The 13,359-nt window shown below is 39.9% G+C and carries 17 protein-coding genes; 3 read left to right on the top strand and 14 right to left on the bottom strand.

Annotated elements, in window-relative coordinates:
- Positions 1-213: 213 nt before the first annotated feature.
- From R7Z50_RS23560 to R7Z50_RS23545, 4 genes are all read right to left on the bottom strand, one after another.
- Positions 214-978 (bottom strand): Shedu immune nuclease family protein, encoded by a 765-nt coding sequence (locus R7Z50_RS23560; RefSeq protein WP_213879637.1) that lies wholly within the window; start codon positions 976-978, stop codon positions 214-216.
- 147 nt (positions 979-1,125) lie between these two features.
- The gene (locus R7Z50_RS23555) at positions 1,126-1,470 is read right to left on the bottom strand and encodes a hypothetical protein (protein ID WP_318149285.1); all 345 of its coding nucleotides are present in this window, start codon (positions 1,468-1,470) and stop codon (positions 1,126-1,128) included.
- Between the two features lie 139 nt (positions 1,471-1,609).
- A complete protein-coding gene (locus R7Z50_RS23550; protein ID WP_172405287.1) occupies positions 1,610-2,428 on the bottom strand; it encodes a hypothetical protein in 819 nt (272 codons plus the stop codon).
- A 703-nt stretch (positions 2,429-3,131) separates the two neighbouring features.
- Positions 3,132-3,419 (bottom strand): DUF3892 domain-containing protein, encoded by a 288-nt coding sequence (locus R7Z50_RS23545; RefSeq protein WP_025519005.1) that lies wholly within the window; start codon positions 3,417-3,419, stop codon positions 3,132-3,134.
- A gap of 297 nt (positions 3,420-3,716) precedes the next feature.
- Here R7Z50_RS23545 and R7Z50_RS23540 point away from each other — a divergent pair, with 297 nt between their 5' ends.
- From R7Z50_RS23540 to R7Z50_RS23530, 3 genes are all read left to right on the top strand, one after another.
- On the top strand, positions 3,717-3,956 hold the full coding sequence (locus R7Z50_RS23540) for an RNA-binding protein (protein ID WP_318149284.1): 240 nt from the start codon (positions 3,717-3,719) through the stop codon (positions 3,954-3,956).
- A gap of 787 nt (positions 3,957-4,743) precedes the next feature.
- Positions 4,744-4,989: a type II toxin-antitoxin system CcdA family antitoxin gene (locus R7Z50_RS23535; protein ID WP_038140558.1), complete on the top strand. Its 246-nt coding sequence runs from the start codon at positions 4,744-4,746 to the stop codon at positions 4,987-4,989.
- Positions 4,989-5,306, top strand: a complete 318-nt coding sequence (locus tag R7Z50_RS23530; protein ID WP_095482530.1) for a CcdB family protein — start codon at positions 4,989-4,991, stop codon at positions 5,304-5,306. The genes R7Z50_RS23535 and R7Z50_RS23530 overlap by 1 nt, the downstream gene beginning before the upstream one ends.
- 116 nt (positions 5,307-5,422) lie before the next feature.
- Here the strand turns inward: R7Z50_RS23530 and R7Z50_RS23525 are convergent, their stop codons facing one another.
- The 10 genes from R7Z50_RS23525 to R7Z50_RS23475 all read right to left on the bottom strand — a co-directional run bounded on the left by R7Z50_RS23525 (position 5,423) and on the right by R7Z50_RS23475 (position 13,269).
- Positions 5,423-6,184: a hypothetical protein gene (locus R7Z50_RS23525; protein WP_318149283.1), complete on the bottom strand. Its 762-nt coding sequence runs from the start codon at positions 6,182-6,184 to the stop codon at positions 5,423-5,425.
- 172 nt (positions 6,185-6,356) lie between these two features.
- Positions 6,357-6,578 carry a hypothetical protein gene (locus R7Z50_RS23520; protein WP_180926096.1) on the bottom strand — a complete coding sequence of 74 codons (222 nt, stop codon included), beginning with the start codon at positions 6,576-6,578 and terminating at the stop codon, positions 6,357-6,359.
- A gap of 701 nt (positions 6,579-7,279) precedes the next feature.
- Positions 7,280-7,660 carry a hypothetical protein gene (locus R7Z50_RS23515; protein ID WP_318149282.1) on the bottom strand — a complete coding sequence of 127 codons (381 nt, stop codon included), beginning with the start codon at positions 7,658-7,660 and terminating at the stop codon, positions 7,280-7,282.
- Between the two features lie 674 nt (positions 7,661-8,334).
- Positions 8,335-9,030 carry a hypothetical protein gene (locus R7Z50_RS23510; protein WP_213966066.1) on the bottom strand — a complete coding sequence of 232 codons (696 nt, stop codon included), beginning with the start codon at positions 9,028-9,030 and terminating at the stop codon, positions 8,335-8,337.
- Between the two features lie 136 nt (positions 9,031-9,166).
- Positions 9,167-9,499, bottom strand: a complete 333-nt coding sequence (locus R7Z50_RS23505) for a hypothetical protein (RefSeq protein WP_262645317.1) — start codon at positions 9,497-9,499, stop codon at positions 9,167-9,169.
- A gap of 347 nt (positions 9,500-9,846) precedes the next feature.
- Positions 9,847-9,972, bottom strand: a complete 126-nt coding sequence (locus R7Z50_RS23500; RefSeq protein ID WP_257969711.1) for a hypothetical protein — start codon at positions 9,970-9,972, stop codon at positions 9,847-9,849.
- 267 nt (positions 9,973-10,239) lie between these two features.
- The gene (locus tag R7Z50_RS23490) at positions 10,240-11,229 is read right to left on the bottom strand and encodes a hypothetical protein (RefSeq protein ID WP_080539576.1); all 990 of its coding nucleotides are present in this window, start codon (positions 11,227-11,229) and stop codon (positions 10,240-10,242) included.
- A 172-nt stretch (positions 11,230-11,401) separates the two neighbouring features.
- Complete coding sequence (locus tag R7Z50_RS23485) at positions 11,402-11,992, bottom strand: cold shock and DUF1294 domain-containing protein (RefSeq protein WP_318149281.1); 591 nt, start codon at positions 11,990-11,992, stop codon at positions 11,402-11,404.
- Between the two features lie 171 nt (positions 11,993-12,163).
- Complete coding sequence (locus R7Z50_RS23480; RefSeq protein WP_009704206.1) at positions 12,164-12,625, bottom strand: GNAT family N-acetyltransferase; 462 nt, start codon at positions 12,623-12,625, stop codon at positions 12,164-12,166.
- 155 nt (positions 12,626-12,780) lie between these two features.
- Complete coding sequence (locus R7Z50_RS23475; protein WP_005537207.1) at positions 12,781-13,269, bottom strand: GNAT family N-acetyltransferase; 489 nt, start codon at positions 13,267-13,269, stop codon at positions 12,781-12,783.
- Positions 13,270-13,359 lie beyond the last annotated feature (90 nt).

Below are 13,359 nucleotides of genomic sequence, written 5' to 3'. Positions count from 1 at the left end.
GTTTAGCCATAAATCACCTCTCAATTAGACCCTAGATCTAACTTAGTAAAGTGTCTACTAAACGTGGGGTACTCGGATGCCTAACGCCGCATTAAGGTGTGAGCAACGCTACCACGAAACTTAACCATACCACCGTAAACACAAAACCCAACGATGGAATGAAAAATGCTATGCGTTGGGAATCACTCTTAAATGCTTTGTTAGAAACGGAGCTCAATACGACTTCGTAGCTTGCCACTGAGCTAAGTTTTCCTGACTATTTTGATTTATTACACTAGCAAAAGTACCAGTTGCAGGTGTACTTAACTTACTAATCTTTTGTGTTTTCATTGTGCTATTGATTTCAAAATCTGCAGGATTTACAAAACCAAAGTAGCTATCTTCAAGTTCACAGCTGCAATGAATTTTTACGGTTCTTGAATGGAAAGAAGCGATATGGGTTTTGCTGTGACGTCCTGAGAAAAGTGAATCATAAGTCATTAACTCAAAGTTATCGGTTTTTTTTGCGTCGAAGTTGTCTTTTTTCGTCTGAGTGTCTAATTCACTTCTACGACCATAAACCAAGACGAATTTGTGCTTGGTAGGGTTAGAATTAAGCGGTTGTTTAACAGCAGCAATATCGTTTTCAAACGTTTGCTGATTAGCGTTATGATTGAACCAACCAATCCAAGATTGGACTTGTTGAACCGCAGCGTTGAACTCTGCTGTGAATGCTCCACCTTTTGTAAAAATCTTCTTATTTGGGTCTTCAATTTCGATATGGACTGCCCTCCAATCAGATGAACTTTTGGACAGAAACATAAAGTCAGATTTATATGTCGTACCAAGTGGAAATTTGCGAAAAACCAAGTCCATATGCACACCATGATTTTGAACAAATGCCCTTGGCACTAGTTCAGGATTACTTTCAATAAATGATTGATATGCTTGTTCTTTATTTGCTTTGTCGTTGTATAATTTTTCAAACTGCTTGATCAAAATATTTCCTCAAGTTTCTAACGCCGCGTTAAGTAGTGAGCAACGCTACTACCTAACCTGAATCATTGCACCGTAAACACCAAGACTCGGCTTTAACTAGGAATGCCGAGCGTTGCGAATCTGTCTTAAACGCTTTGTTATGTGAACTTACGATGCTATTACATAAGCCCCTAGAAGCACTGCAAAAACTGCTAGTAGATATTGTATCGAGTTTGTTCTAGTAATTGACCTAATGTATTTATTGTGCAAATCGTAAGCACTTTCATTTCTTAGCTCTATTTCAAATGAACCTGAACTCACAATTAACCCTTTTAGTCGAACTGTGCATAAATTTACAAAAACCGCAGCTAAGCCTGGTAATGAGACAAGCAAATGTTTATTCAGGTTATTTACATCTACAAGATACAGCATTGCTGATGGATAAATTAAAGCTAATGCAATAACTACCCATGAAACTAACAGACCAATCTTGATTTTTCTCTCAACTAACACACAACAACCTCTACTGGTCACATAACGCCTTGTTAAGGTGTGAGGCACGCAATACCGAAGCTACCGCATAACACCTTAACCACTAAACCTAACGCATAGTAAAAATGCCACGCGTGCCGAATCACTCTTGAACAACTTGTTAAATGAGCGACAACACCCAATCTATAACTCTGTCCAAATTTATCTTATAAGAAGTTTCGATTATTTTGGCTTGAAGTCCGGCAAATATGGCTAAAATGATTGTTAAAACTATTATCATTTTTTGATTTATTCTATCTGATTTTGCTCGCGATACTTCAATTTGATACTTCTCCAACGTAGCAACAGCCTGCCCTGTAATTTTGTAATCACTTGCAAACTTCAAGAGTTCCCCAGAAGCTACGAAAGAATCAAGGTACAAATCCATCTTTTGCCGAACTTCCGTCTTTTGAGGATGCAAATACCAACGGAGACCATAAACGTAACTCATAATATCTAATGAGCTAAATGCTTTATCAGGATCTACAGATTGCTTAGCGATGATTTTTTCTAATATTTTCATGCGACTAGGTAGCTGAAGAGGAACTTTATTAAAAACAAACTGAGGGATGGCATGTTTTGCCCAAGCACAGAAAGTTTGAACTTTGTAGAAACCTGTCCATTCATGCAAACAATAATCGATCACTGAATTGTACGTGTGAGTATAAAGACCATAATAGTGTTCAATTCTCACAGTGACCCCATACGTCAAAGAGAAAGGTATGCATACTTTTGACTTAAAGCGATCACTTTCAAAATACATTCCACCAAAGCCATGTCTTGTGACTTCATCAACCAACAACAATGGAATATCACCTGCGTACAAGCTTATGGAATAGCAGTTAACGGCTTTACCTCTATCTCCACTTCGTGGGATAGAGACCGGGCATGGCTTTTGAAGCAACTTTTCTATTATTTTGGATTCAAACTTCTTTATCATATTTCAAATAGCTCATTTAACGCCCTGTTAAGGTGTGAGCAACGCAATACTGAAGTCGCTGCATACCACCTTAAACATTAAAACCAACGCATAGTAAAAATGCCACGCATTGCGAATCACTCTTAAACAGTTTGTTATGTGCGTGCTTAAACTGAACACCTTTGCTCACAGAACAGCAAATCGATATAAGAGGCGACCGCAACTGGACCAAAATAGAGTTCATGAGCGAAATAAAAAAGTACACTTTTGGAGACTTTCTTCTTTAAAAGCACTTTAACCATAAGAAGTGTGACAATGATGTATACGATGGCAACTTACATTCTATCCCTACATGTAGCCTGACCATGAACTATTCAAGCGACGAAATTTCGCAACCCGAACAATCAAGATGTTGGAAACGCAAAAAAGATATACAAGGCTGCACCAAATACCGAGCCAGCCATAAACAAACCCAACTTTATTGCAGTACTTTTATTCGATTCCTTTTTGGACATAGTAATTCCTTTTACTAATTTAAAATGACTTTCATGCACATCTATTAGTCATCAACACCAAAGCACATAACGCCGCATTAAGGTGTGAGCAACGCTACCACGAAACTAAACCATACCACCATAAACACGAAACCCAACGGTGGAATGAAAAATGCCAAGCGTTGGGAATCACTCTTAAATGCTTTGTTAGGTGGTTGTAACTACTGCGTCTATGGACATTCTGGTAAGCTAAGTAAATTGTTTGGTTGCTCGCCATCATTTTCAGTTTTTAGATATTTACGTCCTGTTGAGCTCGTTGCAACAATAACCCAAACACTGCTTCCACCTGCACTTACATAAAACTTCCATTTTCCAGACTCTATTCCTTCTATGGCACGATCAAGCGTAAGTTTCCATCTTGTACCGTCAGCATTTAAGCCACCTATATGACTGATTCTTTCATGTGCACTTTGTCTGTCGGTTTTGTTAATACATTTTATTTGATGTGTCGCCGCCATGTTTAACTCCATTGCAATATATGAAAGAGAAATCATATCAAATGGTTCAATAGTTTATGTCGACACAGCTCACGAACCAACCTAACGCCGCGTTAAGGGGCAGCAACGCGCTACCACCAAACTTCAATTTACCACTGTAAACACAAATGCCAAGATTTAAGCCAAAGTCGCCACGCGTTGACTGTCCCTCTTGAACGCTTTGTTAGGTGCAATATTTCCCAGTTCAACAACGTATTTACTTGGCTTGTTACCACTTAACTGACACACTTAGCAGGCATTTTATATTAGGCAATCATTATGAAACTTCTAGTTCGCAATTTAGAGCGAAAAACTACTGAGCATGAAATACGTGTTCTGTTCTCAACTCACGGTACGGTTACTGAATGCAACTTAGTATTAGACCAAGACACTGGCCTATCAAAAGGCTTCGCATTTGTCGAAATGCCTGACGAGAAAGAAGCAAAAGCAGCCGTTGAAAACCTAAATCTTTCAACTGTGGCAAAGAGCAAAATCAGAGTTAAGTTCGCTCAAAACTAAACATCCTAAGAGCCAGTAAACTTTTACATTACTGGCTCTATGTCAAACCTGCCGCATTGCACCTAACGCCTTGCTAAGGTGTGAGTAACGCAATACAAAAGCTACCGCACAGCGCCTTAATCACATAAGCCACCGCATAGTAAAAATGCCACGCGTTACGAATCACTCTTAAGCAATTTGTTAGTACATGCGCTACTTCTATTTATGCGCTCCAAGATATTGAAATCTGGCATAATATGAAAGGCTTTGAACACTGAAGTGAGACGGGCAGCTACAAAACTTTACACCGATTGAAAGACGAAAGTTGGCTAGAAGAAAAACGCACTGAACTGCCCTACTTTCACTGACTTCAAATAATAAAAGGATTCAATCCTTGTACTCCGACAGCAGCTCTAAAGGAAAACAAGATTCGCTTGGAAAGAACAGCGAAAGTGAAGAAGCACCAAAGAAATAGGCTAAGAGTTAGAACCCGTAAACCGTGAAATCATAGCGAACACTCCACATATAGTGCCACCGGAAAGATCGTGAAAGGTACAAACTGAAAGGTGTAAAGACGAGCGCCAAAACAGATAAACACCAAAACTTAAGACCATTGATGTCAAACCCGTACTAACGCCTTGTTAAGGTGTGAGGCACGCAATACCGATGCCGCCGCATACCACCTTAACCACTAAAATCAACGCATAGTAAAAATGCCACGCGTGCCGAATCACTCTTGAACAATTTGTTATATGCCTAGCTTTCACCTATACTCAATGCGCACCATCAATACGCATAGGATTACTTTATGAGAAACACATATAGCACACATGCACCTAAAAAGGCTACAAACCTTAGCCTAAACAGTGAGTTACTTGCCGAAGCTAAGCGCCTAAACATCAACCTATCAGCAACAATGGAAAAGGCTTTGGAAAAGGAAGTAAAACAACAATTGAAAGCCGAATGGCTAGAACAAAATGCCGAAGCTATTGAAGCTTGTAACGACTTAACTGCAAAACACGGACTATTTTCCGATTCATACCGAGTATTCTAATGGCACAATTTACGCTTTATAAAAACAACGATAAGAGCACCGCAAGCGCTTACCCATATTTTGTCGATGTCCAAAGCGAGTTGCTAGATTCACTGAATACTCGCTTGGTGATTCCCTTAACTCCTATCGAGCTGTTAGAGAAAAAAGCCCCTAGCCACCTGTGCCCTACGATCCATATTGATGAAGGTGACTTTGTGATTCTTACTCAACAAATGGCTAGTGTACCAACTAAAATCCTTACGACCCCAGTCAATGAGCTAAGCACGTTTAGAAACGAAATTATTGCTGCTATCGACTTTTTGATTACTGGTATATAACGCCGCGTTAAGTAGTGAGCAACGCCACCACTGAACTTAATCATACCACCTTAAACACAAAACCCAACGATGGAATGAAGAATGCCATGCGTTGGGAATCTGTCTTAAACGCTTTGTTATGCAGATTTCTTCCTGCCATACTTTTTCACCATGTCTTTGTTTTTCTGCATGATTACAGCAACCTTAGCTAAGAAGTGTTCTTCTAGAATTTCAGGTGTTTTATGACTTGGAGACATGAGATCAACTGATAAAGTTAATAAGTCATTATCAATTTCACTACAATCTACTCTAATGTCTAGTAGCTCTTTTTTTAGCTTTTGTTTCTCTATTTCAATATCTAACTCGGACAACTTACCAGGGTCATCTCTTAATGAATCAATATTAACAATTGCCAACAAAGAGTTGTAAACTTCAATTTTAAGCTCGAGGAAACCTATATTTTGCTCTTTTAGAAAGCCGATTACTTTTAGCAATCTATCTCGCTGACGATGCATAGTCTCTAATTCATACTGTGAATTTTGTAACTCTAACTGATTTAAGGTCTGTTTATGATTTTTTTCCTCTAGCTTTAGTTGTTCTTGAGTTAATATCAACGTTGTTGCTTGCTGGTCATGCAGTTTTGTAAATTCATCCAACTGCTGCGAAAGGAGTTTTTTCTGTAATAGAATTGTTATTAGCACCGCCGCTAGTGATGCTAGCCCTACGACTGGCCCCAAAACGCCTCCGAAGTACGAACCGAAAGCTCCCCAAACGGCAGCATCCTCTGAAAACCGCCCTGGAAATATTAGTTTGTAGACTCCAAAAGTTGCCGCTAAAGCCAAAGCTGTAAATACAACTATAACTTTCATGAACAGTTCAATTTTATTTATATTTTTCATACTTCCTCTAAATCTGTATAACGCCGCATTAAGGGGTGAACAACGCCACCACCTAACCTAAACCATTGTGCCGTAAACACTAAAGCCAATTCAAACCAAAGCTGCCAAGCGTTGTGAATCCCTCTTGAATGCTTTGTTAGTTGCCTAACCTAACGCTTTGATTTGAAGTTAATTACCGCTTTGCCAACACTTGCTTTACGTATGTTGGAAAGCTCAAATCAGGCGCAGTTTCAAAGCGTTTGTCACTTAAACCACTTGGAACACGCAACGCCGTAGAAAACGAACTGACAACACCAAAAAGACCTTTTGGAGAAACAATGCCACAAAGCTGACTTTCAACAAGTAAATCGGCTTCTGAAACGGCAAACCAAACTAGGAAAAGATCGAAGCTCAATTTCCGCGAACCAAGATCCCGAAGTTCGAAGTGCAGAATCAAGCAAAGCACACGAACGATTAGACCTAAATACTCTGTTTTAGCTGCGATTTTCTCGTTGGCAACTAACGCCGCATTAAGGGGTGAACAACGCCACCACCCAACCTAAACTATTGTGCCGTTAACACTTAAGCTAATTCAAACCAAAACTGCCAAGCGTTGTGAATCCCTCTTGAATGCTTTGTTAGTTGACAAACTTAAGGCTTTAATTTGAAGTTGATTACCGCTTTGCCAACACTAACTTGACGTGTATTGAGAAACTCAAATCAGGCGCAGTTTCAAAGCGCCTGTTACTGAAACCACTTGGAACAAACAGCGCCGTTGAATACAGCCTAACAACACCAAAAGCTCATTTGAAAAGACAATATCACAGAGCTGACTCTCAACAAGTGAATTGGCTTCTGAAACGGAAAGTCCGACCACAAAAAACAAAGCCTGATTTTCACAATCCTGAAAGACTAAATTTGAAATACAAAACCGAGCCAGAAATGCACGAACATTAGCCCTAAACATTCTGCTTTAGCTGCGTTTTTCGCCTTGGCAACTAACGCCCGCTTAAGTGGTGAGCAACACTACCACAACACTCAACCATTACACCGTAAACACTTAAGCCAATTCAAACCAAAACCGCCGAGCGTTGCGAATCCGTCTTGAAGCGTTTGTTAGGTACGATCTTTATACCAGTCATTGCATACTCGGCAATGCCAATCACCACCAACTTTGTCAGGAGTGCTTTGCAACCGAATTTCCTTAGATTCATAGTCATAGCACGTAGCGCAAAACGGACCTTCTAGCTCATCGTCAGTTGACTTATAATATTTACCATCAATAAATTTCATCGTGTTTTTGGTATTCAATAGCCTTTCAAGTTCATCTATTTTTTCAGCATTAACAGCCGCTTCAACTTTCGCATCAGCTAATGCACTCATTAGTTCAGCCATCTGTAATTTTAGATGAGCATCATCAAATGAGTCTGTTACTGCTTTAACTGATTTAGCAGCATCCCAAGCCGCTTTAATACCTGAAACATACTCTAAAACCATAAATTTACCTCTTAGTACCTAACGCCTTGCTAAGGTGTGAGTAACGCAATACAAAAGCTACCGCACAGCGCCTTAATCACCCTAAACCACCGCATAGTAAAAATGCCACGCGTTACGAATCACTCTTAAGCAATTTGTTAGTACATGCGTTACTTCTATTTATGCGCTCCAAGATATTGAAAAGTGGCATGATATGAAAGGCTTTGAACACTGAAGTGAGACGGGCAGCTACAAAACTTTACACCGATTAAGAGAGAAAAGTTGGCTAGAAGAAAAACGCACTGAACTGCCCAACTTTCACTAGCTTCAAATTAGAAAAGGATTCTTTCCTCGTACTTCGACGGCAACACCAAAAAAAGGCAATTCTGACTTAGTAAGAACCACGAAAGAGAAGAAGCGCCAAAGAAATAGCCTAAGAGTTAGAAACCGTAAACGGTGAAATCAAAGCAAACACTTCACATATAGTGCCACCGGAAAGAACGAGAAAGGTACAAACTGAAAGGTGTAAAGACGAACGCCAAAACAGATAAACACCAAAACTGATGACCTTTGATGCTAAACCCGTACTAACGCCGCATTAAGGTGTGAGCGACGCTTGGCTATACTTGAGCGAAGCGAAACTGCCAAGCGTTGCGAATCACTCTTAAATGCTTTGTTAACAGTATGCTTTCACCCTACTCATCAACAATTAAATGAACATCTATAGAAGAGCTTAGTGATGATTTTTTACGTCGATACTCATTTATAGCATGATTGCTATTAGTTTTATCTTTTGGAGGAACCGGAATCTCAGGTAATTCTTGAACTAGATATTTGCACTCTTTAGCGACTAAGTTACGATCATCTAGGTCGCAGATATTATCCATGAGCTTTGATAGTTCATCTTGAACATCATCAATTTTTTCAACAAGGTCAGAGGCAAGCATGGTGCCTTTAGCACCACTCTTTATTCTTTCTAGTTGATTCAAGACCTTATGAACAGAACCAATTATTCCAGTCCTTGCTTCGACTCGAATTACGTCATGGTGTTTTGCTTTGGTTTGATACAGAGATTCCGAGATGATTGCATCTGACAACCATTTCGCATCCGTATACAACAATTGAAGCCCCTCTCTGAAGTCTTTGTATGAGCTGATGCCTTGTAGTAAAAGCATTAACGTGCCAATTACCGTAACTCGTGCTTTAATCGACCCTTCTTCAAACTCAATATTTATATCAAGTCCATCAGATAAGAAGAACTCTGTACGACTAAGCGCAAAAGCTCTTAGGTTTTCTTTGAACGCTTCAAGCTGTTCTTCAGTCTCGATTCCCGTAGGCTCCACGTGAATATAAGCCTGACTCAGAATATTTTTATTTATGTAATCAGCCACGAAAATCCCTCAATACTGTTAACGCCCTGTTAAGGTGTGAGCAACGCAATACTGAAGCTCCCGCATACCACCTTAGCCACTAAACCTAACGCATAGTAAAAATGCCACGCGTTGCGAATCACTCTTAAACAGATTGTTATGTGATTTTGTCAAACCCCAATCGAATAGCCGCGGCAGCAAGAACAAAATAAACTATTAAAAATGATGTACTTAGCAATGCATTCTTATACTTGCCTATATTTGCTTCATCGAACGCTTGCATCGCTTCTTTCGCTGAAAACACCATATAACCGAGAGCCCAAAGCGCTAACACAGCCATTGTAAACTTAATCAACACTGGATTTGCATCAGCTTTATCCATGCCACGGCTTAGCAATTCAGCAGCCACAAGCATTGCTGCTGGAGCCACAAGTCTTTTAATTGCCTTATCAATAATATCGAGAACTTCAGTCATTTCTTCCTCAATCACATAACGCCCTGCTAAGGGGTGAGCAACGCAATACCGAAGCCGCCGCATACCATCTTAATCACTCAAACCAACGCATAGTAAAAATGCCACGCGTTGCGAATCCCTCTTGAGCAGTTTGTTAGTTTGCAAACCCAAAGCGTTGATTTTAAGTTATTTTAAGCTTTGCAAACAATAAACTTTATGTGTTTTGATGCACTTAAGTTAGGCGTAGTCTCAAAGCGGCTACTCAATGAAACCACGTGGAACAAACAACGCCGCAGAAAACGAACTCACAACACCAAAAAGCGCTTTTGGAAAACCAATCTCACAATGCGGACTTTCAACAAAGCCACCGAAACCACATGAACTTACCACACCAGAGAAAACGCCATTTCAGCGAGTAGATCGGCTTTTGCACCAACAAACTCAACGAGCAGAGTTTCAGCAAAAAAGTTCGACTCAGGTAACCCAAAAGTCGCCGCACCAAAAAACAAATCAACTGTTGAAACGATGCCAATTTTGAATTTTCACCACGCAAGTTAACACTGAAATTGAACGCCGATACGACAATTTCAACTTTGAGCTTTTACCACTAGATCTTGCGATATAGCTGCGTTTTTCCTCTTGCAAACTAACGCCCTGTTAAGGTGTGAGCAACGCAATACCAATGCCGCCGCATATCACCTTAAACACAAAAACCAACGCATAGCAAAAATGCCACGCGTTGCGAATCACTCTTAAACAGTTTGTTATACAAAATTTTACTCTCCCTCATACCCGATCGAATCAAGTGCTCTATATGCACTTGGTAACGGACTGGAGGTATGTAAACTATCCAGTAAATCATCTCGTCTGATCTTCGATGCTGTGATGAACTGATTTAACTGAACATGCAATGGTAATTCAGGGTACTCAATAAGCCTAAGAAGGTGAGATTTATCACTTGCAGCACATGTTTGAAACGACTTTACTAGCCAGCTCGATGACTCATACGACGAAGATTCAAGTTCTTTTCGAGTCTCTACCTCATAGTTACTCAACAAAAGCGATCCGATAACAAGAGATGTACAAGGTCCCATATTGCCGTCAACTGTTAACCCGTAGCGCTCCTGAATTTGCTTAACACTATTCCCGATCGTATTTTTGTCAATTTTGTGAAAGTTGAAATTTTCCGTTTCTGTTGCCAATAGTTTTAGAGCGGATAACTCGGACACACCAAAAGAACTTAGAAATGTAAACACACCGGCATCACGAATCACTTGGATAAAATCTTCAGACACAATTGAACTGATGTCTTTATTCGTAACTCCAAGCTTGGCGATTACATTAGATACTCGTTCTAAACTTTTTTGCTTGTCGTCTATAGTTAGCATTAACTGAGACAGTTCATTCTTGAGATTGACCTTTTCTTGGGCGATTTGAGCTAATAACAGTTTCGCGTCCGCAAGCGTTTTGTCAGTTTCTTCTTTTTGTGCAGACAACTCTTTCAAGAGTTGTTGTTTGATTTCCGAGTTAACTACATACTGGGCTGCTTCATTTTTTACCGACTCAAACCCGATATAGCCCAGTAACGACAAGATTGCGGCAGTAACACCAATACTTAAAGTTAAACTTTTATGCTTACCCTCTTGAACCTTTTCTTTGACATCGAGAATAATCGCTTTTCTCGTATCATCTGATATTTTAGTCCCCTCTCGTTTTAAATGAAGAATCTCATCTTCAAGATGCTCAATTTTTCTTTCTATGCTCATAATTTAAATTTTTATTTTTGTTAATTTTGTATAACGCCCTGTTAAGGTGTGAGCAACGCAATGCCGAAGTCACCGCATACCACCTTAAACACTAAACGCAACGCATAGTAAAAATGCCACGCGTTGCGAATCACTCTTGAACAGTTTGTTAGCCCACATCTCACAGCTAGTGCTAGAACCAATTGCTAATAAAGTTCTGAACGAACACCGAACCTGATGGAGTGAGTGTCCAAACAAATGCTCCAATATTTACGAATATCGTCAGCCACAAAATCGATTTAAATGGCTGTTTTTTCGACTTATGACGAAGTTGATTTTGAGCACATAATGCCCCCATCCAACCACCGAGTAACGATAAAAGATGAAGCGTATTTTCTGGTGTCCGCCATTTGCCGTTTTGAGCGGCATTTTTATCTATTGCGTACATTACGTAGGTTACAATGGACATCAGGATATAAGCTGCAATGAACAGCTTCTCACCACCTAATATGAACACAGCTGTACTCGCTAAAACTAAGTAAACGATGCTAAACATGATTGTTGAAGGTACCGAGCTGGAACCTAGAATTGTTACATTAGCGGCGTTGTAACGCCCTTTTTTGTCTTCGTTAACTTCAAATTTAACTTCATCATCGACCTTAGGACGTCGACCTTTACACTGAACCGTTGATATATGGAGAAAAACTCTTAATTCACCATTTAATGCCGAAATGAATCCATAACCTTTTGAGTCATTCCACTCTACAACTTTACCTTTGATCATCGAACTCTACTTTTTATTTCTCTCTTGTGGGCTAACGCCCAATTAAGGTGTGAGGCACGCCATACCGATGCTCCCGCATGCCACCTTAATCACTAAAACCACCGCATAGTAAAAATGCCACGCGTGCCGAATCGCTCTTAAATTGTTTGTTATGTTTTGGTGTTCATCAAGCTAATCAAACTTTTTGAATAGATTATGCCCTGTGATCCCATACCCAAGACGAGTGTACAGCCTTAAAGCACCATTATTGCCATTTGCAACATGGAGCTTCAACCTTGTAATACCACTTTGTTTGAGGCGGGATTCAAGGTTTTTTATTACTAATTTGCCATAACCTGAGTTGCGATACTTTTGCTCTATGAAGAAGTCACAAATAAAAGCGGTTGAGTCTTCTACGCTCTCTATGTACCAAAGATGACCTATAGATAGCTCCCCCAATTTAATCGAACAGACATAGTTACCGTCAGTATCAAGCTTATTGGGTAGTCTCATCTCGAAGTCTAGGGAAGCGAACTCAAAAGATTTCCTTTCAGAGTAGCCATAATTGGAGCTGATAGAACCAGCGTATTCTCGTATAAAGTTTTCACGAAACAGCTCAAAACAACCAGGTTCCATTTCAAATAGACTTATCACTTTACCCTCCTAAATCCTTGGAGTTGATTAAAAACATAACGCCGCATTAAGTGGTGAGCAACGCAGACCACCAAACCTAAAGTATTGTGCCGTAAACACTGAAACTGAAGCAAACTGAAAATGCCGAGCGTTGGGAATCCGTCTTAAATGCTTTGTTATGTGTGGGCTGACTGATACACGTTATTTTCTATTGAAGCACCTGCAAACTCAAAGGTTAGAAGTCCTATTCGACTTAACCCAAGATGCTCATAAAATCCATTGGATTCATTTTCAACCCATGTGTAAAGCCAGTATTTATTACCCAACTGGTTTTCGACTTCATTCAAGAGCTTTCGACCCAACCCTTTACCTTTGAAAGTGTTATCGACATATAGTTTTTCGACTTCAAAGCCATTACTGGACGTTTGATAATGCGATTCAAGATTAACCATTACATAGCCTTGAATAACTTCCTGTTCTTCACTTACAAACACACGATATTTAATCGTATCCAATATTTCTAAGAAGTAGGTTGCAGTGAAAGTAGACAAGACATACTCAGCGTATTCAGTTTTGATACCTTCTCGAGCATATGTGTCTAGCCAAACTTTAATGGACAATGCCGCTAATTTTACGCAATCGTCTTTTGTCGCTTCCCTAACCATTTTCCCTCCAAACACTGGTGTACCCCACAAAAAGTAGACAGTACATAACTACATACTTTCGTACTCAACTGGGCTGACGTGCCCCAACGC

The sequence above is a fragment of the Vibrio sp. 1249-1 genome (genome assembly GCF_033340495.1).
The sequence above is the reverse complement of the archived record's forward strand: the minus strand, read 5'-3'. Positions and strand labels throughout refer to the sequence as shown.

What these genes read in the sequence shown, in the direction of transcription:
- R7Z50_RS23515 (WP_318149282.1), bottom strand. Translation starts at nt 7,660, where the DNA reads ATGGTTTTAGAGTATGTTTCAGGTATTAAAGCGGCTTGGGATGCTGCT.
- R7Z50_RS23550 (WP_172405287.1), bottom strand. Translation starts at nt 2,428, where the DNA reads ATGATAAAGAAGTTTGAATCCAAAATAATAGAAAAGTTGCTTCAAAAG.
- R7Z50_RS23485 (WP_318149281.1), bottom strand. Translation starts at nt 11,992, where the DNA reads ATGATCAAAGGTAAAGTTGTAGAGTGGAATGACTCAAAAGGTTATGGA.
- R7Z50_RS23525 (WP_318149283.1), bottom strand. Translation starts at nt 6,184, where the DNA reads ATGAAAAATATAAATAAAATTGAACTGTTCATGAAAGTTATAGTTGTA.
- R7Z50_RS23545 (WP_025519005.1), bottom strand. Translation starts at nt 3,419, where the DNA reads ATGGCGGCGACACATCAAATAAAATGTATTAACAAAACCGACAGACAA.
- R7Z50_RS23535 (WP_038140558.1), top strand. Translation starts at nt 4,744, where the DNA reads ATGAGAAACACATATAGCACACATGCACCTAAAAAGGCTACAAACCTT.
- R7Z50_RS23540 (WP_318149284.1), top strand. Translation starts at nt 3,717, where the DNA reads ATGAAACTTCTAGTTCGCAATTTAGAGCGAAAAACTACTGAGCATGAA.
- R7Z50_RS23490 (WP_080539576.1), bottom strand. Translation starts at nt 11,229, where the DNA reads ATGAGCATAGAAAGAAAAATTGAGCATCTTGAAGATGAGATTCTTCAT.
- R7Z50_RS23475 (WP_005537207.1), bottom strand. Translation starts at nt 13,269, where the DNA reads ATGGTTAGGGAAGCGACAAAAGACGATTGCGTAAAATTAGCGGCATTG.
- R7Z50_RS23530 (WP_095482530.1), top strand. Translation starts at nt 4,989, where the DNA reads ATGGCACAATTTACGCTTTATAAAAACAACGATAAGAGCACCGCAAGC.